This is a genomic window from Planomonospora antibiotica (assembly GCF_014647955.1).
In the GTDB taxonomy this organism is placed as follows: Bacteria; Actinomycetota; Actinomycetes; order Streptosporangiales; family Streptosporangiaceae; genus Planomonospora; species Planomonospora parontospora.
Genome location: NZ_BMQE01000002.1, coordinates 227,983 through 245,591, shown reverse-complemented (window position 1 = coordinate 245,591; position 17,609 = coordinate 227,983). Strand labels below are relative to the sequence as shown.

Genomic DNA, 17,609 nt, shown 5'->3' with positions numbered 1-17,609 from the left:
GAAGCTGAGGAGGGGAATACAAGTGCTGGACGTCAACTTCTTCGACGAGCTTCGGATCGGCCTCGCGACGGCCGACGACATTCGCCAGTGGTCGCACGGTGAGGTCAAGAAGCCCGAGACGATCAACTACCGGACGCTCAAGCCCGAGAAGGACGGACTCTTCTGCGAGAAGATCTTCGGCCCGACCCGGGACTGGGAGTGCTACTGCGGTAAGTACAAGCGCGTCCGTTTCAAGGGCATCATCTGTGAGCGCTGCGGCGTCGAGGTGACCCGTGCCAAGGTGCGGCGTGAGCGGATGGGCCACATCGAGCTGGCCGCGCCCGTCACGCACATCTGGTACTTCAAGGGCGTCCCGTCCCGGCTGGGATACCTGCTCGACCTGGCCCCGAAGGACCTCGAGAAGGTCATCTACTTCGCGGCCTACATGATCACGCACGTCGACAAGGACCTGCGTGAGCGCGACCTGCCGTCGCTCGAGGCGAAGATCTCCGTCGAGCGCCAGCACGTCGAGCAGCGCCGGGACGCGGACGTCGAGGCCCGGCAGAAGAAGCTCGAGTCCGACCTGGCCGAGCTGGAGGCCGCCGGCGCCAAGGGCGACCAGCGCCGCAAGGTCCGCGAGGGCGCCGAGCGCGAGATGCGCCAGCTCCGCGACCGGGCCCAGCGCGAGCTGGACCGGCTGGACGAGGTCTGGAGCCGCTTCAAGAACCTCAAGGTCCAGGACCTCGAGGGCGACGAACTGCTCTACCGCGAGATGCGCGACCGCTTCGGCCGCTACTTCCGCGGCGGCATGGGCGCGCAGGCCATCCAGGAGCGCCTGTCCAACTTCGACCTCGAGGCCGAGGCCGAGAACCTCCGCGAGACGATCCGCAGCGGCAAGGGCCAGAAGAAGGCCCGCGCGCTCAAGCGTCTCAAGGTCGTCTCCGCGTTCCTGAACACCCGCAACTCGCCCAACGGCATGGTCCTCGACTGCATCCCGGTCATCCCGCCGGACCTGCGCCCGATGGTGCAGCTCGACGGCGGCCGGTTCGCGACCTCGGACCTGAACGACCTGTACCGCCGGGTGATCAACCGGAACAACCGCCTCAAGCGCCTTCTCGACCTCGGCGCGCCCGAGATCATCGTGAACAACGAGAAGCGGATGCTCCAGGAGGCCGTCGACGCGCTGTTCGACAACGGCCGCCGCGGCCGTCCGGTCACCGGACCCGGCAACCGGCCCCTGAAGTCCCTGAGCGACATGCTCAAGGGCAAGCAGGGCCGCTTCCGCCAGAACCTCCTGGGCAAGCGAGTCGACTACTCCGGCCGTTCGGTCATCGTCGTCGGCCCGCAGCTGAAGCTGCACCAGTGCGGTCTGCCCAAGCAGATGGCGCTGGAGCTGTTCAAGCCGTTCGTGATGAAGCGCCTGGTCGACCTGAACCACGCGCAGAACATCAAGTCGGCCAAGCGCATGGTGGAGCGGGCCCGCCCGGTCGTGTGGGACGTCCTCGAAGAGGTCATCACCGAGCACCCCGTGCTGCTCAACCGCGCGCCCACCCTGCACCGCCTGGGCATCCAGGCCTTCGAGCCGCAGCTGGTCGAGGGCAAGGCCATCCAGATCCACCCGCTCGTCTGCACCGCGTTCAACGCGGACTTCGACGGCGACCAGATGGCCGTGCACCTGCCGCTGTCGGCCGAGGCCCAGGCCGAGGCCCGCATCCTGATGCTGTCCACCAACAACATCCTGAAGCCGGCCGACGGCAAGCCGGTGACCATGCCCACCCAGGACATGATCATTGGTCTCTACTCCCTGACCACGATCAAGGACGACGACGAGAACGCCGTCGGCGCGGGACGGGTCTTCGGCTCGGTCTCCGAGGCGCTCATGGCCTTCGACCGGCGCGAGCTGGACATCCAGGCCAAGATCCAGATCAGGATGAAGGGCGACGTCCCGCCGCCTCGCGGCTGGGCGGCTCCCGAGGGCTGGGAGGCGGGCGACTCCTACCGCCTGGAGACCACGCTGGGCCGGTGCCTGTTCAACCAGACGCTGCCGGCGAACTACCCGTACGTGAACTTCCAGGTCGGCAAGAAGCAGCTCTCGGTCATCGTCAACGAGCTGGCGGAGAAGTACCCGAAGGTCGAGGTCGCGGCCGCGCTGGACGCGCTCAAGGACGCGGGCTTCTACTGGGCCACCCGCGCCGGTGTGACGATCTCCATCGAGGACGTCATCGCGCCGCCGAACAAGGCCGAGATCATGGAGTCGTACGAGCGCCGGGCCGACAAGGTCCAGCGGGAGTACGAACGCGGTCTCATCACGGACGAGGAGCGCCGTCAGGAGCTCATCGAGATCTGGACGCACGCGACCAGTGACGTGACCGACGACATGCAGAAGGCGTTCCCGAAGACCAACCCGGTCTGGATGATGGTCCAGTCGGGCGCCCGAGGAAACCTGATGCAGGTCCGCCAGATCTCCGGCATCCGCGGCCTGGTGTCCAACACCAAGGGTGAGACGATCCCGCGGCCGATCAAGGCCTCGTTCCGCGAGGGCCTGTCGGTGCTGGAGTACTTCATCTCCACCCACGGACAGCGGAAGGGTCTGGCGGACACCGCGCTGCGGACCGCCGACTCGGGTTACCTGACCCGTCGTCTGGTGGACGTCGCGCAGGACGTCATCATCCGCGAGATCGACTGCGGCACCGACCGCGCGGTCCCGCTGCACGTCGGTGAGCGCGACGCCTCCGGCAACCTCGTCAAGGCGGAGAACGCCGAGAGCAACGTGCACGGCCGCATCCTGGCCGAGGACGTCGAGGTGGACGGCAAGGTCATCGTGCCGGCGGGCGTCGACATCAACGACAGCCACGTGACCGCGCTGGTCGAGGCCGGTGTGGAGACCGTCAGGACCCGCAGCGCCCTCGTCTGCGAGGCCAAGATCGGTGTCTGCGCCACCTGCTACGGCCGTTCGCTCGCGACCGGCAAGCTGGTGGACGTCGGCGAGGCGGTCGGCATCATCGCCGCCCAGTCGATCGGTGAGCCGGGCACGCAGCTGACGATGCGGACCTTCCACACCGGTGGTGTGGCGGGTGCGGACATCACCCACGGTCTGCCCCGTGTGCAGGAGCTCTTCGAGGCGCGCATCCCCAAGGGCGTCGCTCCGATCAGCGAGGCCGAGGGCCGGGTCCGCATCGACGAGACCGACAAGACCCGGAAGATCGTGATCACCCCGGACGACGGTTCGGACGAGATCGCCTACCCGGTGTCGATGCGGTCGCGGCTGCTGGTCTCCGACGGTCAGCGGGTCTCGGTCGGCCAGCAGCTGATCGCCGGTGCCGTCAACCCCAACGAGGTGCTGCGCATCCTCGGCCCGCGGGCCGTGCAGCTGCACCTGGTGGCGGAGGTCCAGCAGGTCTACCGCTCGCAGGGTGTGTCGATCCACGACAAGCACATCGAGATCATCGTGCGCCAGATGCTCAAGCGCGTGAACGTGCTGGAGTCCGGTGACACGGACATGCTCCCCGGTGAGCTCGTCGAGCGGCCGCGCTTCGAGCGGATGAACCGCGAGTGCGTGGCGGAGAGCGGCACGCCGGCCTCCGGCCGTCCGGTCCTCATGGGCATCACCAAGGCCTCGCTCGCCACCGAGTCCTGGCTGTCGGCGGCGTCCTTCCAGGAGACCACCCGGGTGCTCACCGACGCGGCGATCCACGCCAAGTCGGACTCGCTCCTCGGTCTCAAGGAGAACGTCATCATCGGAAAGCTCATCCCGGCCGGTACCGGCATGCCGCAGTACCGCAACATCCGGGTGGAGCCCACCGAGGAGGCCAAGGCCGCGATGTACACCGTCGGCGGTTACGACGGCTCGGCCGCGGACTACACCTTCGGCTCGGGCTCGGGTGAGGCCGTGCCGCTGGAGGAGTACGACTTCGGCCAGTACAACCGCTGACCTCTCGGTCACGGGCAGGTCCTGAGCGGCGCCCGGGTCCCTTCGGGGACCCGGGCGCCGCGTCCGTTGGTACGGCTTGACCTGATCTTTGCGGCGAAAGCTGTACGTTATGAGGAGAACGGCCGGAGAGGTCGTCCACAACGGGTAAACTCATGTGGGGACCCGACAGCGATCGGCCGGAAACCGGTCGCGGGAGCCATGACACGGATTCGGACGCTTGCGACAGCGCCCGGCAGGTGCAGCGGTTTTGACGTGTTGCGCTTGACTGGGTAGTCTCTATCTTCGTGCCCGTGGCTTCATGGGCCCTCACGCGTGCGCGTCGGCAGGTTTCCCACGGGGAGTCGACGGAGGCGCCGTGTGGTCTCCTCCACTGGGCCGGCCTAGCTCGGGAGTGGCGCGACAAGAGCGCGACACGCCCGACCGCGTGGGTCGGAGTGGACGGAAAACCAGCAGGTCATGACACCGGCAGTACCTGCGAAATGAACGACCATTCGAATTACCGGCAAGCACGAACGGAGACGCGGTGCCTACGATTCAGCAGCTGGTCCGCAAGGGCCGCCAGGACAAGGTCACCAAGACCAAGACCCCGGCGCTCAAGGCCAGCCCCCAGCGACGCGGCACCTGCATGCGCGTTTACACCACGACCCCGAAGAAGCCGAACTCGGCGCTCCGCAAGGTCGCGCGTGTCCGGCTCACCAACGGCATCGAGGTCACGGCCTACATCCCGGGTGTCGGCCACAACCTCCAGGAGCACAGCATCGTGCTCGTCCGCGGTGGTCGTGTGAAGGACCTGCCGGGTGTTCGCTACAAGATCATCCGTGGTTCGCTCGACACCCAGGGTGTCCGCAACCGCAAGCAGGCCCGTAGCCGTTACGGCGCGAAGAAGGAGAAGTAAGAATGCCTCGCAAGGGTTCTCCTGGCCGTCGTCAGCTCATGGCTGACCCGGTCCACAACTCGCCGCTGGTCACCGCGCTCATCAACAAGGTGCTCCTGGACGGCAAGCGCTCCATCGCGCAGTCGATCGTCTACGGCGCCCTGGAGGGGTGCAGGGAGAAGACGGGCAACGACCCGGTCGTCACCCTGAAGCGTGCGCTGGACAACGTCAAGCCCACCCTCGAGGTCCGCAGCCGCCGTGTCGGTGGCGCGACCTACCAGGTCCCGGTCGAGGTGCGCGCCGCGCGCAGCACCACCCTGGCCCTGCGTTGGCTGGTGCAGTACTCCCGCGCCCGCCGCGAGAAGACCATGACCGAGCGCCTCATGAACGAGCTCCTCGACGCCAGCAACGGCCTCGGTGCGAGCGTCAAGAAGCGCGAGGACACCCACAAGATGGCCGAGTCCAACAAGGCCTTCGCCCACTACCGCTGGTAACAGCGGGTTCGACGAGACGACGAGGACGCGAGAGAAGTGGCCACCACGACCGCTCTTGACCTGGCCAAGGTCCGCAACATCGGGATCATGGCCCACATCGACGCGGGCAAGACCACGACGACCGAGCGCATCCTGTTCTACACCGGTATCACGTACAAGATCGGTGAAGTCCACGAGGGCGCAGCCACCATGGACTGGATGGAGCAGGAGCAGGAGCGTGGTATCACCATCACCTCCGCTGCCACCACCTGCGAATGGCTCGGCCACACGATCAACATCATCGACACTCCGGGTCACGTGGACTTCACCATCGAGGTGGAGCGCTCGCTGCGCGTCCTCGACGGTGCCGTCGCCGTGTTCGACGGTGTGGCGGGTGTCGAGCCCCAGTCCGAGACGGTGTGGCGTCAGGCCGACGGCTACGGCGTGCCGCGCATCTGCTTCGTCAACAAGATGGACCGGGTCGGCGCGGAGTTCCACCGCTGTGTCGACATGATGGTCAACCGCCTGAACGCCACGCCCGCCGTCATCCAGCTTCCCTGGGGCGTCGAGGCCGGCTTCAAGGGCGTCATCGACCTGGTGAAGATGAAGGGCCTGCTCTGGAGCGCCGAGGCGGCCAAGGGCGAGATGTACGAGGTCGTGGACATCCCGGCGGATCACGCCGAGGCTGCCCGCGAGTGGCGTGACAAGCTCGTCGAGACCGTCGCCGAGAACGACGACGAGCTGATGGAGCTCTTCCTCGAGGGCGTCGAGCCCACCGAGGAGCAGCTGGTCGCGGCCATCCGCCGCGCCACGCTGGCCAGCGCCATCAACCCGGTCCTGACCGGCACCGCGTTCAAGAACAAGGGCATCCAGCCCCTGCTCGACGCGATCGTCGCCTACCTCCCCGCGCCGACCGACATCCCGGCCTTCAAGGGCCACGCGGCCGGCAACGAGGAGGAGCTCGTCGAGCGTCACGCGGACGTCAACGAGCCGTTCTCCGCACTGGCCTTCAAGATCATGAGCGACCCGCACCTGGGCCGGCTCACCTACATCCGCATCTACTCGGGCACGCTCGAGACCGGCACCGCTGTGGTCAACTCGGTGAAGGGCAAGAAGGAGCGGATCGGCAAGATCTACCAGATGCACGCGAACAAGCGCGAGGAGCGCCCGTCCGCGCACGCCGGTCAGATCGTCGCCGTGATGGGCCTGAAGGACACCACCACCGGTGACACCCTGTGCGACCCGGCCCACCCGGTCGTCCTGGAGTCGATGACGTTCCCGGCCCCGGTCATCAACGTCGCGATCGAGCCCAAGACGAAGAGCGACCAGGAGAAGCTCAGCACCGCCATCCAGCGGCTGGCCGAGGAGGACCCGTCCTTCCAGGTCCGCCGGGACGAGGAGACCGGTCAGACGGTCATCTGGGGCATGGGCGAGCTTCACCTGGAGATCCTCGTCGACCGGATGCGTCGCGAGTTCAAGGTCGAGGCCAACGTCGGCCGGCCGCAGGTGGCCTACCGGGAGACCATCCGCCGCAAGGTGGAGAAGGTCGACTACGTCCACAAGAAGCAGACCGGTGGTTCCGGCCAGTTCGCCAAGGTCATCATCGACATTGAGCCGCTGGGCGAGGGCAACGACGGGTACGAGTTCGAGAACAAGGTCTCCGGTGGCCGCATCCCGCGGGAGTACATCCCCTCGGTCGACGCGGGTGCCCAGGAGGCCGCCGAGTTCGGTGTTCTCGCCGGTTACCCCATGGTCGGGGTGAAGGTCACCCTGCAGGACGGTGCCTACCACGAGGTGGACTCGTCCGAAATGGCCTTCAAGATCGCTGGCTCGATGGCCTTCAAGGAGGCCGCGCGCAAGGCGGACGCCGTAATCCTGGAGCCGGTGATGGCCGTCGAGGTCATCAGCCCCGAGGACTACATGGGTGACGTCATCGGCGACCTCAACGGTCGCCGCGGGCAGATCCGGGCGATGGACGAGCGCGCAGGCGCCCGTGTCGTCCAGGCGATCGTGCCGCTCTCTGAGATGTTCGGCTACGTGGGCGACCTCCGTAGCAAGACGCAGGGACGTGCGAGCTTCAGCATGCAGTTCGACTCCTACGCGGAAGTGCCCCAGCACATCGCCAAGGAGATCGTCGCGAAGGTCCGGGGCGAGTAGTTGCCTGCCAGGCCGGTCTCCGAAGGAGGCCGGCCTCCCCGAACCCGAGTGAAAAGACGAAAGTCAAGTCAGAATCTCTAAGGAGACAGACCAGTGGCCAAGGCCAAGTTCGAGCGGACCAAGCCGCACGTAAACATCGGCACCATTGGGCACATCGACCACGGCAAGACCACTCTGACCGCGGCGATCACCAAGGTGCTCCACGAGCGTTTCCCTGAGCTCAACGAGGCGACCCCGTTCGACAAGATCGACAAGGCGCCCGAGGAGAAGGCTCGTGGTATCACGATCTCCATCGCCCACGTCGAGTACCAGACCGAGAAGCGCCACTACGCCCACGTGGACTGCCCCGGTCACGCCGACTACGTCAAGAACATGATCACCGGTGCGGCCCAGATGGACGGCGCGATCCTCGTGGTCGCCGCCACCGACGGTCCGATGCCGCAGACGAAGGAGCACGTCCTCCTGGCCCGCCAGGTCGGCGTCCCCTACATCGTCGTGGCCCTCAACAAGGCCGACATGGTCGACGACGAGGAGATCCTGGAGCTCGTCGAGCTCGAGGTCCGCGAGCTGCTCTCGGCTCAGGAGTTCCCGGGCGACGACCTGCCGGTCGTGCGCGTCTCCGCTCTGAAGGCCCTCGAGGGCGACCAGAAGTGGGGCGACAGCATCATCGAGCTGATGACCGCCGTCGACGAGAACGTGCCCGAGCCGACCCGTGACGTCGACAAGCCGTTCCTGATGCCGATCGAGGACGTCTTCTCGATCACCGGCCGCGGCACCGTCGTGACCGGCCGTATCGAGCGCGGCATCGTCAAGGTCAACGAGACCGTCGACATCATCGGCATCAAGCAGGAGAAGACCACCACCACGGTCACCGGCGTCGAGATGTTCCGCAAGCTGCTCGACGAGGGCCAGGCCGGTGACAACGTCGGTCTGCTCCTGCGCGGCATCAAGCGTGAGGACGTCGAGCGCGGCCAGTGCATCATCAAGCCGGGCACGACCACCCCGCACACCGAGTTCGAGGCCCAGGTCTACATCCTGGCCAAGGACGAGGGCGGCCGCCACACGCCGTTCTTCAACAACTACCGTCCGCAGTTCTACTTCCGTACGACTGACGTGACCGGTGTCGTGAACCTCCCCGAGGGCACCGAGATGGTCATGCCCGGTGACAACACCGAGATGACCGTCCAGCTCATCCAGCCGATCGCGATGGAGGAAGGCCTCAAGTTCGCGATCCGTGAGGGTGGCCGCACCGTCGGTGCGGGCAACGTCACCAAGATCCTCAAGTAGTACGACCACGGGGCGGCGGCCGGCTCTCGCGAGAACGAGCCGGTCGCCGCGCCGCGCGGGGCTCCCGTGGCCCCGCACGCAACCCACGAACCGTGATCTCGCAGCTGCTTCGGCCGGATGTGACCGAAGCGACTGCCAGATCACGGAAGAAAGCGCAGATCTCGAACGTCTGCTACGTGGGGACAGGAGACGGGCCGGACCGCCGGAAGGCGCGACGGGCCCGGATCCGCATATAGCGGCCGCCGGCCGCATGTAACTTTTTCAGACGACAGCGAAGGACACCGAGGCCATTATGGCGGGACAGAAGATCCGCATTCGGCTCAAGGCCTATGACCACGAGGTCATCGACGTTTCGGCCAAGAAGATCGTCGAGACGGTGACGCGGACTGGCGCTAAGGTCGCGGGCCCGGTTCCGCTGCCGACGGAGAAGAACGTGTACTGCGTCATCCGCTCGCCGCACAAGTACAAGGACAGCCGCGAGCACTTCGAGATGCGCACGCACAAGCGGCTGATTGACATCATCGACCCGACGCCGAAGACGGTCGACTCGCTCATGCGACTCGACCTCCCCGCCGGCGTTGACATCTCGATCAAGCTCTGAGGGAACGCACTGACATGGCTAAGCAGATCAAGGGCGTCCTGGGCAAGAAGCTCGGCATGACCCAGGTCTTCGACGCGGACAACCGCATGGTCCCGGTGACCGTGGTCGAGGCCGGTCCGTGCGTCGTGACCCGCGTCCGCACCCCCGAGAAGGACGGCTACTCCGCCGTCCAGCTCGGCTTCGGACAGGTCGACCCGCGGAAGGTCAACAAGCCGCTCGGCGACTACCTGCGCAAGCACGACATCACCCCGCGCCGTTACTTCACGGAGATCCGTACGGACGACGCGGCCGACTACACCATCGGCCAGGAGATCTCGGCCGACGCCTTCGAGGCCGGCCAGTTCGTCGACGTGACGGGCAAGAGCAAGGGCAAGGGCTTCGCCGGTGTCATGAAGCGCCACGGCTTCGGCGGTCTGGGCGCCTCGCACGGTACCCAGCGCAAGCACCGCTCGCCGGGCTCCATCGGTGGCTGCGCCACCCCGGGCCGCGTCTTCAAGGGCCTGCGCATGGCCGGTCGGATGGGCAACGTCCGCACCACCGTCCAGAGCCTGAAGGTCCACGCCGTGGACGCTGAGAAGGGCCTCATCCTCATCAAGGGTGCGGTTCCCGGCGCCAACGGCAGCCTGGTCCTCATCCGCACCGCTGCCAAGAAGGGGGCTGCCAAGTGAGCACCATTGACGTCCTCGACGCCAGCGGCACGAAGGCCGGCTCGGTCGACCTGCCCGAGGACATCTTCGGGGCCAAGGTCAACGTCCCGCTGATCCACCAGGTGGTCGTGGCCCAGCTCGCCGCTCGCCGGCAGGGCACCCACAAGGCCAAGACCCGCGGTGAGGTCAGCGGTGGCGGCAAGAAGCCGTACCGCCAGAAGGGCACCGGCCGCGCCCGCCAGGGTTCGACCCGCGCCCCGCAGTTCACCGGCGGCGGCACCGTCCACGGCCCGGTCCCGCGCGACTACTCGCAGCGGACCCCCAAGAAGATGAAGGCCGCCGCGCTGCGCGGCGCCCTCTCCGACAGGGCGAACGGCGGCCGCGTCCACGTGGTCAGCGGCCTGGTCTCCAGCGAGACCCCCAAGACCAAGGCGGCCCTCGAGTCGCTGCGGAAGATCACGCAGGCTCGTAGCGTCCTGGTCGTCGTCGACGAGGGCGACGAGCTCACCTGGATGAGCCTGCGCAACGCCCCGGAGGTCCACCTGCTGGACGCCGGGCAGCTCAACACGTACGACGTGCTCTGCTACGACGACGTCGTTTTCACTCAGGCGGCGTACGACCAGGTCGTCACGCGGCTGAGCAAGAGCGGGAAGGAAGACGCCTGATGGAGAAGATCGCCGACCCGCGCGACATCATCATCAAGCCGGTTGTCTCCGAGAAGAGCTACGGCCTGATCGACGAGCACAACAAGTACACGTTCCTGGTGCGGAAGACGGCCAACAAGACGCAGGTCAAGATCGCCATTGAGCAGATCTTCGGCGTCAAGGTGGCGAGCGTCAACACCATCAACCGCCAGGGCAAGCGCAAGCGGACCAAGTTCGGCTACGGTCAGCGCCCGAGCACCAAGCGTGCGATCGTGAGCCTGGCCGAGGGCGACCGGATCGACATCTTCGGTCAGGGCTGAACCGCTCGCCAGTAAGTGACGCGCCGAGCGCCCCCGCCGGGAGGCGGGGGCATTCGGCCGGATCAACCGACAAAGGATGAACGAAAAAGATGGGCATCCGTAAGTACAAGCCGACGACCCCGGGTCGCCGCGGCTCGAGTGTCTCGGACTTCGCCGAGATCACCCGCAGCACGCCCGAGAAGTCGCTGCTCGCCCCGCTGCACAGCAAGGGCGGCCGCAACGTCCACGGCCGGGTCACCACCCGCCACCAGGGCGGCGGTCACAAGCGCGCCTACCGGATCATCGACTTCCGGCGCCACGACAAGGACGGGATCCCGGCCAAGGTCGCTCACATCGAGTACGACCCGAACCGCACCTCCCGGATCGCGCTGCTGCACTACGCCGACGGGGAGAAGCGCTACATCCTCTGCCCGACCGGCCTCAAGCAGGGCGACAAGATCGAGAACGGCCCTGCGGCCGACATCAAGCCGGGTAACTGCCTCCCGCTGCGCAACATCCCGACCGGTACCTTCATCCACGCGGTGGAGCTCCGTCCGGGTGGCGGCGCCAAGCTGGGCCGGTCCGCCGGTGCGCAGATCCAGCTGCTCGCCAAGGAGGGCCAGTACGCCACGCTGCGTATGCCCTCCGGCGAAATGCGCCAGGTCGACGTGCGCTGCCGGGCCTCCATCGGCCAGGTCGGCAACGCCGAGCAGGGCAACATCAACTGGGGTAAGGCCGGCCGTATGCGGTGGAAGGGCAAGCGCCCCACCGTCCGCGGTGTCGCGATGAACCCGGTCGACCACCCGCACGGTGGTGGTGAGGGCAAGACGTCCGGCGGTCGTCACCCGGTCAACCCCAAGGGCAAGCCCGAGGGACGGACCCGTGCGGCGAACAAGGCCAGCGACCGCCTGATCATCCGTCGTCGGACCAAGCGGAAGAAGCGGTAGGAGCAGCCGAAATGCCACGTAGCCTTAAGAAGGGTCCCTTCGTGGACGACCACCTTCAGAAGAAGGTGGACGCTCAGAACGAGAAGGGCACCAAGAACGTCATCAAGACGTGGTCGCGGCGCTCCATGATCGTGCCCGACATGATCGGTCACACGATCGCCGTCCACGACGGCCGCAAGCACGTCCCGGTGTTCGTCACCGAGGCGATGATCGGTCACAAGCTCGGTGAGTTCGCGCCCACGCGGACCTTCCGCAGCCACGTCAAGGAAGACCGCCGCAGCCGGCGATAAGCGCCTGGGGAGAGGAAGCCGAGCCGGGAACGGCCGGGGGGCGAGAGCCGTACCGGTCGGGGCAAGGCGAGGCGGACTCGCCCCATACGAAGCAGAAGGTAAGAGGAGTAAGCGATGGAAGCCAGGGCTCAGGTGCGATTCGCGCGCCACACGCCCATGAAGGCCCGCCGCGTGGTGGACCTCATTCGCGGGCTGCCCGCTTCGGAGGCGCAGGCCGTGCTGCAGTTCGCTCCCCAGTCGGCGAGCGAGACCGTGTACAAGGTGCTGTCCAGCGCCATTGCGAACGCGGAGCACAACTTCAACCTCGACCGTGACACGCTCGTCGTGAGCCGTGCCTGGGTCGACGAGGGCCCCACCCTGAAGCGGTTCCGTCCCCGCGCCCAGGGTCGTGCCTATCGGATCAACAAGCGGACCAGCCACATCACCGTGATCGTGGAGTCCCGCGAGCCGAAGGGGAGGACCCGCTAGTGGGTCAGAAGGTCAACCCGCACGGGTTCCGCCTCGGCATCACGACCGACTTCAAGAGCCGGTGGTACGCCGACAAGCTCTACAAGTCGTACGTGGCCGAGGACGTGGCGATCCGCCGCATGCTGAAGAAGGGCATGGAGCGGGCCGGCATTTCCAAGGTCGAGATCGAGCGGACCACCGACCGGGTTCAGGTCGACATCCACACCGCCCGCCCGGGCATCGTCATCGGCCGCCGCGGCGCCGAGGCGGACCGGATCCGGGGCGACCTCGAGAAGCTGACCAAGAAGCAGGTCCAGCTGAACATCCTCGAGGTCAAGAACCCTGAGATCGACGCCCAGCTCGTCGCCCAGGGCGTGGCCGAGCAGCTGTCCAGCCGTGTCTCGTTCCGGCGGGCCATGCGCAAGGCCATGCAGTCGGCCATGAAGAGCGGCGCCAAGGGCATCCGGGTGCAGTGCTCCGGTCGTCTGGGCGGCGCCGAGATGTCCCGCTCGGAGTTCTACCGCGAGGGCCGCGTGCCCCTGCACACGCTCCGCGCGGACATCGACTACGGCCTGTACGAGGCCCGTACCACCTTCGGCCGCATCGGCGTGAAGGTATGGATCTACAAGGGTGAGGCTCCGACCAGCCGCGCCGAGCGTGAGGCGGCTGCCGCCGGCGCCCGTGCGGGCCAGCGTCGCGAGCGTGACGACCGTCGTGGCGGCGGCGCCGGTGGCGACCGTCCCCGTCGTGGCGGCGGCGCCGGTGGCGACCGTCCCCGTCGTGGCGGCGGCCGCGGCGACCGTGCACCCAGGACCGAGGCGGCTTCGCAGGCCGCCCCCGAGACCGGCCCGGCTGCGCAGCCGGGTGCTGAAGGGAGCTGACCATGCTGATCCCGCGCAGGGTCAAGCACCGCAAGCAGCACCGGCCCGACCGCAGCGGCGCCGCCAAGGGCGGCACGCGCGTCGTGTTCGGCGAGTACGGCATTCAGGCGCTTGAGCACTCCTACGTGACCAACCGCCAGATCGAGTCGGCTCGTATCGCGATGACCCGCCACATCAAGCGTGGCGGCAAGGTCTGGATCAACATCTACCCGGACCGTCCGCTCACCAAGAAGCCGGCCGAGACCCGCATGGGTTCCGGTAAGGGTTCGCCGGAGTGGTGGATCGCCAACGTCAAGCCCGGTCGCGTCATGTTCGAGCTCTCCGGTGTCGCCGAGCCGGTGGCCCGTGAGGCGCTGAAGCGGGCGATCCACAAGCTCCCGATGAAGTGCAAGGTCGTTAAGCGTGAAGTGGGTGAGGCGTGATGGCTAAGGGCCTGACCGCCGGTGAGCTGCGGGTGGAGGACCAGGACACCCTGGTCCAGAAGCTGAAGGAAGCCAAGGAGGAGCTGTTCAACCTCCGCTTCCAGGCCGCGACCGGCCAGTTGGAGAGCCACGGGCGGCTGCGCGCCGTCCGCCGCGAGATCGCCCGTATCTACACCGTGATGCGCGAGCGGGAGCTCGGCATTGTGACGGTTGAGAAGGAGTCGAGCGATGGCTGAAGCAACTGAGAGCACGACCGAGGCGCGGAACTACCGCAAGACCCGCGAGGGTCTGGTCGTCAGCGACAAGATGGACAAGACTGTCGTCGTCGCCGTCGAGGACCGCGTCAAGCACCGCCTGTACGGCAAGGTCATCCGCAGGACGACCAAGTACAAGGCGCACGACGAGGCCAACAGCTGCGGCGTCGGCGACCGCGTCCTCCTGATGGAGACCCGGCCGCTGTCGGCCAGCAAGCGCTGGCGGGTCGTCGAGATCCTCGAGAAGGCCAAGTAGCAACGCGCCTCGTGGGGGGTGGCAGGTCCACCCCCCACGACGGCGTCCAAGGGTGTGGGGCCAGCCCCCGCACCGCCTGCGGCGGCGGTCGCCGGCCAGGGAGACCGGGCCTCGGACGGGCCGGTGCGTCACACGACGGACCGGCTGCGGTGCGGGGTGCGGCGGATCTGGGCGGACGGACTGTCGCCGGGGGAAAAAGACCACAGTAGGTTCCGCAAGGCTCGCCCGCCTGAGGCGAGAACCGGCGAGACAAACAGGAGTAGACGTGATCCAGCAGGAGTCGCGACTCAAGGTCGCCGACAACACGGGTGCGAAGGAAGTCCTCTGCATCCGGGTGCTCGGCGGCTCGGGTCGGCGCTACGCCGGTATCGGCGACATCATCGTCGCCACTGTCAAGGACGCCATTCCCGGCGGCACCGTGAAGAAGGGCGACGTGGTCAAGGCCGTCGTCGTCCGCACTGTCAAGGAGCGCCGCCGGCCCGACGGCTCCTACATCCGCTTCGACGAGAACGCCGCCGTCATCATCAAGGACAGCGGTGACCCTCGCGGCACGCGTATCTTCGGTCCCGTCGGCCGCGAGCTGCGTGACAAGAAGTTCATGCGCATCATCTCGCTCGCGCCGGAGGTGTTGTAAATGTCGAAGCTGCATGTGAAGAAGGGTGACCTGGTCCAGGTCATCGCCGGCAAGGACAAGGGTGCCAAGGGTCGTGTGATCGCCGCCCTCCCGCGCGAGGACCGCGTGGTGGTCGAAGGCGTCAACATGATCAAGAAGCACGCCAAGGAGAGCCTGCAGGGCCCGCGCGGCGCCAAGACCGGCGGCGTGCAGACCATGGAGGCTCCCATCCACGTGAGCAACGTCAAGAAGCTCAAGGATGACGAGAAGCCCGCCAAGAAGGCCGACAAGAAGGCCGACGAGTCGGGTGAGGACAACTGATGACTGCCACCTCTGAAGAGCGCACGCTCCCTCGCCTCAAGCAGCGTTACCGCGAGGAGATCGCCGCGAAGCTGCAGGAGGAGTTCGGGTTCGAGAACGTCATGCTGATCCCCACGATCACCAAGATCAAGGTGAACATGGGTGTCGGTGAGGCGGCCCGCGACTCCAAGCTGATCGAGGGCGCCGTCCGCGACCTCACGGTCATCACCGGTCAGAAGCCGGCCGTCGTGCGGGCCCGCAAGTCCATCGCCCAGTTCAAGCTGCGCGAGGGCATGCCGATCGGTGCGCACGTCACGCTGCGCGGCGACCGCATGTGGGAGTTCCTGGACCGTCTGCTGTCCCTGGCGCTTCCCCGTATCCGCGACTTCCGCGGCCTGTCGCCGAAGCAGTTCGACGGCAACGGCAACTACACCTTCGGTCTCACCGAGCAGGTCATGTTCCACGAGATCGACCAGGACAAGGTCGACCGGCAGCGTGGCATGGACATCACGGTCGTGACCACCGCCAAGACCGACGACCAGGGCCGGGCGCTGCTGAAGCACCTCGGCTTCCCCTTCAAGGAGGCCTGATCATGGCGAAGACGTCGCTCAAGGTCAAGGCTGCTCGCAAGGCCAAGTTCGAGGTCCGGGCCTACACCCGGTGCTCGCGCTGTGGCCGTCCCCGCGCCGTGTACAGGAAGTTCGGCCTGTGCCGCATCTGCTTCCGTGAGATGGCGCACCGGGGCGAGCTGCCCGGCATCACCAAGTCGAGCTGGTAGCCGCGTGCGGTCCCCGCGATCCGTCGCGGGGCCGCGCGGCGCCGGCCGTACCAGAGAAGTCATATTCACCGGGCGCTGTTCGAAGAAAGCGCCCATGACCGCACCGTAGGTCCCCTGGGGAAACCGCGGTGAGGAAGGCCACCGGCCATGACGATGACCGACCCGATCGCAGACATGCTGACGCGTCTGCGAAACGCGAACTCGGCGTACCACGACACCGTGGCCATGCCGTACTCGAAGATCAAGGCGCACATCGCCGAGATCCTCCAGCAGGAGGGTTACATCCAGGCCTGGAGCGTCGAGGACGCCAAGGTCGGAAAGAACCTCGTGGTGGAGCTCAAGTTCGGGCCGAACCGTGAGCGTTCGCTCGCGGGCCTGCGCCGGGTTTCCAAGCCCGGCCTGCGGGTCTATGCAAAGAAGGACAACCTGCCTCGAGTCCTGGGCGGACTGGGCGTCGCGATCATCTCGACGTCCGGTGGCCTCATGACCGACAAGCAGGCCGGCAAGCGTGGTGTGGGCGGGGAAGTCCTCGCCTACGTTTGGTAGAAGGGAGGCATACAGCATGTCGAGAATCGGACGGCTGCCCATCCCTGTACCGAGCGGCGTCGACGTCACCATCGACGGTCGGGATGTCACGGTCAAGGGCCCCAAGGGCACGCTCTCGCACACGGTGGCGGAGCCGATCGAGGTCGCTCGGGCGGAGGACGGCACTGTCGCCGTCACGCGTCCCAGCGACGAGAACAAGGTCCGTGCGCTCCACGGTCTGTCCCGCACGCTGATCGCCAACATGGTGACGGGCGTGACCCAGGGATTCTCCAAGACCCTGGAGATCGTGGGCGTCGGTTACCGCGTCCAGGCCAAGGGCCCGACTCAGCTCGAGTTCGCCCTCGGTTTCAGTCACCCGGTGATCGTGGACGCCCCCGAGGGCGTCACCTTCCGCGTCGAGAAGCCGACGCTGTTCCACGTGGACGGCATCGACAAGCAGAAGGTCGGCGAGATCGCCGCGAACATCCGCAAGCTGCGCAAGCCCGACCCGTACAAGGGCAAGGGCGTGCGCTACCAGGGTGAAGTTATCCGCCGCAAGGTCGGAAAGGCTGGTAAGTAGGCATGGCTGGCAAGACTGCGTTCGGCAAGCACACGGCCGCCCGCGCCGTCTCGCGGGCCCGCCGCCACGGCCGAGTCCGCAAGAAGGTGGTCGGCACGGCCGCGCGTCCGCGCCTGGTCGTCAACCGCTCCACCCGACACCTGTTCGTGCAGATCGTCGACGACACCCAGGGCCACACGCTGGTGAGCGCCTCCACCATGGAGAGCTCGCTGCGCGCGGCCGAGGGCGCCAAGACCGACAAGGCGAAGCAGGTCGGCGAGCTCATCGCTCAGCGGGCCAAGGCTGCCGGTATCTCCGCGGTCGTGTTCGACCGCGGTGGCAACCGCTACGCAGGCCGCCTCGCGGCCCTCGCGGACAGCGCACGCGAAGGCGGGCTGGAGTTCTGATGACTCCGTCCCGAGGATCGCACCTGATGGCCCGTATG

At 67.0% G+C, this 17,609-nt stretch carries 23 protein-coding genes; all 23 read left to right on the top strand.

What is annotated here, in order from left to right; genetic code table 11:
* The first annotated feature begins 22 nt into the window (after positions 1–22).
* The 23 genes from IEZ06_RS02960 to rplR all read left to right on the top strand — a co-directional run bounded on the left by IEZ06_RS02960 (position 23) and on the right by rplR (position 17,571).
* Positions 23–3,910, top strand: coding sequence for a DNA-directed RNA polymerase subunit beta' (locus IEZ06_RS02960; RefSeq protein ID WP_189235077.1), 3,888 nt, complete (start codon positions 23–25; stop codon positions 3,908–3,910).
* Between the two features lie 523 nt (positions 3,911–4,433).
* Entirely contained in the window at positions 4,434–4,805 is a 372-nt protein-coding gene (gene rpsL, locus IEZ06_RS02955; RefSeq protein WP_012887826.1) for a 30S ribosomal protein S12, read from the top strand.
* A gap of 2 nt (positions 4,806–4,807) precedes the next feature.
* Positions 4,808–5,278 (top strand): 30S ribosomal protein S7, encoded by a 471-nt coding sequence (gene rpsG, locus IEZ06_RS02950; RefSeq protein WP_189235076.1) that lies wholly within the window; start codon positions 4,808–4,810, stop codon positions 5,276–5,278.
* An 87-nt stretch (positions 5,279–5,365) separates the two neighbouring features.
* Positions 5,366–7,414 carry an elongation factor G gene (gene fusA, locus IEZ06_RS02945; RefSeq protein WP_229797745.1) on the top strand — a complete coding sequence of 683 codons (2,049 nt, stop codon included), beginning with the start codon at positions 5,366–5,368 and terminating at the stop codon, positions 7,412–7,414.
* Positions 7,415–7,507: 93 nt separating this feature from the next.
* Positions 7,508–8,701, top strand: coding sequence for an elongation factor Tu (gene tuf / locus IEZ06_RS02940; protein ID WP_068896531.1), 1,194 nt, complete (start codon positions 7,508–7,510; stop codon positions 8,699–8,701).
* A gap of 292 nt (positions 8,702–8,993) precedes the next feature.
* Positions 8,994–9,302 carry a 30S ribosomal protein S10 gene (gene rpsJ / locus IEZ06_RS02935; RefSeq protein WP_030912931.1) on the top strand — a complete coding sequence of 103 codons (309 nt, stop codon included), beginning with the start codon at positions 8,994–8,996 and terminating at the stop codon, positions 9,300–9,302.
* A gap of 14 nt (positions 9,303–9,316) precedes the next feature.
* Positions 9,317–9,970 carry a 50S ribosomal protein L3 gene (gene rplC / locus IEZ06_RS02930; protein ID WP_189235074.1) on the top strand — a complete coding sequence of 218 codons (654 nt, stop codon included), beginning with the start codon at positions 9,317–9,319 and terminating at the stop codon, positions 9,968–9,970.
* A complete protein-coding gene (gene rplD, locus IEZ06_RS02925; RefSeq protein WP_189235073.1) occupies positions 9,967–10,614 on the top strand; it encodes a 50S ribosomal protein L4 in 648 nt (215 codons plus the stop codon). The genes rplC and rplD overlap by 4 nt, the downstream gene beginning before the upstream one ends.
* Positions 10,614–10,913 carry a 50S ribosomal protein L23 gene (rplW, locus tag IEZ06_RS02920; protein WP_189235072.1) on the top strand — a complete coding sequence of 100 codons (300 nt, stop codon included), beginning with the start codon at positions 10,614–10,616 and terminating at the stop codon, positions 10,911–10,913. The genes rplD and rplW overlap by 1 nt, the downstream gene beginning before the upstream one ends.
* Positions 10,914–11,002: 89 nt before the next feature.
* The gene (gene rplB / locus IEZ06_RS02915; protein WP_068896535.1) at positions 11,003–11,839 is read left to right on the top strand and encodes a 50S ribosomal protein L2; all 837 of its coding nucleotides are present in this window, start codon (positions 11,003–11,005) and stop codon (positions 11,837–11,839) included.
* 11 nt (positions 11,840–11,850) lie between these two features.
* A complete protein-coding gene (rpsS, locus tag IEZ06_RS02910) occupies positions 11,851–12,129 on the top strand; it encodes a 30S ribosomal protein S19 (RefSeq protein WP_068896536.1) in 279 nt (92 codons plus the stop codon).
* A gap of 114 nt (positions 12,130–12,243) precedes the next feature.
* Positions 12,244–12,597, top strand: coding sequence for a 50S ribosomal protein L22 (gene rplV / locus IEZ06_RS02905; RefSeq protein ID WP_068896537.1), 354 nt, complete (start codon positions 12,244–12,246; stop codon positions 12,595–12,597).
* Positions 12,597–13,457: a 30S ribosomal protein S3 gene (gene rpsC / locus IEZ06_RS02900; protein WP_068896538.1), complete on the top strand. Its 861-nt coding sequence runs from the start codon at positions 12,597–12,599 to the stop codon at positions 13,455–13,457. Before rplV ends, rpsC begins: the two co-directional genes overlap by 1 nt.
* 2 nt (positions 13,458–13,459) lie before the next feature.
* On the top strand, positions 13,460–13,879 hold the full coding sequence (gene rplP, locus IEZ06_RS02895; protein ID WP_068896539.1) for a 50S ribosomal protein L16: 420 nt from the start codon (positions 13,460–13,462) through the stop codon (positions 13,877–13,879).
* Positions 13,879–14,115: a 50S ribosomal protein L29 gene (gene rpmC / locus IEZ06_RS02890; protein WP_026214152.1), complete on the top strand. Its 237-nt coding sequence runs from the start codon at positions 13,879–13,881 to the stop codon at positions 14,113–14,115. Before rplP ends, rpmC begins: the two co-directional genes overlap by 1 nt.
* Positions 14,108–14,389, top strand: coding sequence for a 30S ribosomal protein S17 (gene rpsQ, locus IEZ06_RS02885; RefSeq protein ID WP_068896540.1), 282 nt, complete (start codon positions 14,108–14,110; stop codon positions 14,387–14,389). The genes rpmC and rpsQ overlap by 8 nt, the downstream gene beginning before the upstream one ends.
* Before the next feature lie 265 nt (positions 14,390–14,654).
* Positions 14,655–15,023: a 50S ribosomal protein L14 gene (rplN, locus tag IEZ06_RS02880; RefSeq protein ID WP_068896541.1), complete on the top strand. Its 369-nt coding sequence runs from the start codon at positions 14,655–14,657 to the stop codon at positions 15,021–15,023.
* A 9-nt stretch (positions 15,024–15,032) separates the two neighbouring features.
* A complete protein-coding gene (gene rplX, locus IEZ06_RS02875; protein WP_196467823.1) occupies positions 15,033–15,323 on the top strand; it encodes a 50S ribosomal protein L24 in 291 nt (96 codons plus the stop codon).
* A complete protein-coding gene (gene rplE, locus IEZ06_RS02870) occupies positions 15,323–15,892 on the top strand; it encodes a 50S ribosomal protein L5 (protein WP_068896543.1) in 570 nt (189 codons plus the stop codon). The genes rplX and rplE overlap by 1 nt, the downstream gene beginning before the upstream one ends.
* A gap of 2 nt (positions 15,893–15,894) precedes the next feature.
* A complete protein-coding gene (locus IEZ06_RS02865; protein ID WP_012887844.1) occupies positions 15,895–16,080 on the top strand; it encodes a type Z 30S ribosomal protein S14 in 186 nt (61 codons plus the stop codon).
* A gap of 147 nt (positions 16,081–16,227) precedes the next feature.
* A complete protein-coding gene (gene rpsH / locus IEZ06_RS02860) occupies positions 16,228–16,626 on the top strand; it encodes a 30S ribosomal protein S8 (RefSeq protein WP_068896545.1) in 399 nt (132 codons plus the stop codon).
* 16 nt (positions 16,627–16,642) lie between these two features.
* Positions 16,643–17,185, top strand: coding sequence for a 50S ribosomal protein L6 (gene rplF, locus IEZ06_RS02855; RefSeq protein WP_068896546.1), 543 nt, complete (start codon positions 16,643–16,645; stop codon positions 17,183–17,185).
* 2 nt (positions 17,186–17,187) lie between these two features.
* Positions 17,188–17,571, top strand: a complete 384-nt coding sequence (rplR, locus tag IEZ06_RS02850) for a 50S ribosomal protein L18 (protein ID WP_189235071.1) — start codon at positions 17,188–17,190, stop codon at positions 17,569–17,571.
* Positions 17,572–17,609: the final 38 nt, after the last annotated feature.

Bases quoted from the DNA above. Each gene is read 5' to 3' on its own strand.
- rpsS (WP_068896536.1), top strand. From the start codon at position 11,851: ATGCCACGTAGCCTTAAGAAGGGTCCCTTCGTGGACGACCACCTTCAG.
- rplR (WP_189235071.1), top strand. From the start codon at position 17,188: ATGGCTGGCAAGACTGCGTTCGGCAAGCACACGGCCGCCCGCGCCGTC.
- rplC (WP_189235074.1), top strand. From the start codon at position 9,317: ATGGCTAAGCAGATCAAGGGCGTCCTGGGCAAGAAGCTCGGCATGACC.
- rpsG (WP_189235076.1), top strand. From the start codon at position 4,808: ATGCCTCGCAAGGGTTCTCCTGGCCGTCGTCAGCTCATGGCTGACCCG.
- rpsH (WP_068896545.1), top strand. From the start codon at position 16,228: ATGACGATGACCGACCCGATCGCAGACATGCTGACGCGTCTGCGAAAC.
- fusA (WP_229797745.1), top strand. From the start codon at position 5,366: ATGGCCCACATCGACGCGGGCAAGACCACGACGACCGAGCGCATCCTG.
- rplP (WP_068896539.1), top strand. From the start codon at position 13,460: ATGCTGATCCCGCGCAGGGTCAAGCACCGCAAGCAGCACCGGCCCGAC.
- rplB (WP_068896535.1), top strand. From the start codon at position 11,003: ATGGGCATCCGTAAGTACAAGCCGACGACCCCGGGTCGCCGCGGCTCG.
- rplW (WP_189235072.1), top strand. From the start codon at position 10,614: ATGGAGAAGATCGCCGACCCGCGCGACATCATCATCAAGCCGGTTGTC.
- rplF (WP_068896546.1), top strand. From the start codon at position 16,643: ATGTCGAGAATCGGACGGCTGCCCATCCCTGTACCGAGCGGCGTCGAC.
- rplE (WP_068896543.1), top strand. From the start codon at position 15,323: ATGACTGCCACCTCTGAAGAGCGCACGCTCCCTCGCCTCAAGCAGCGT.
- rpsQ (WP_068896540.1), top strand. From the start codon at position 14,108: ATGGCTGAAGCAACTGAGAGCACGACCGAGGCGCGGAACTACCGCAAG.
- IEZ06_RS02865 (WP_012887844.1), top strand. From the start codon at position 15,895: ATGGCGAAGACGTCGCTCAAGGTCAAGGCTGCTCGCAAGGCCAAGTTC.
- rplV (WP_068896537.1), top strand. From the start codon at position 12,244: ATGGAAGCCAGGGCTCAGGTGCGATTCGCGCGCCACACGCCCATGAAG.
- rpsJ (WP_030912931.1), top strand. From the start codon at position 8,994: ATGGCGGGACAGAAGATCCGCATTCGGCTCAAGGCCTATGACCACGAG.
- rpmC (WP_026214152.1), top strand. From the start codon at position 13,879: ATGGCTAAGGGCCTGACCGCCGGTGAGCTGCGGGTGGAGGACCAGGAC.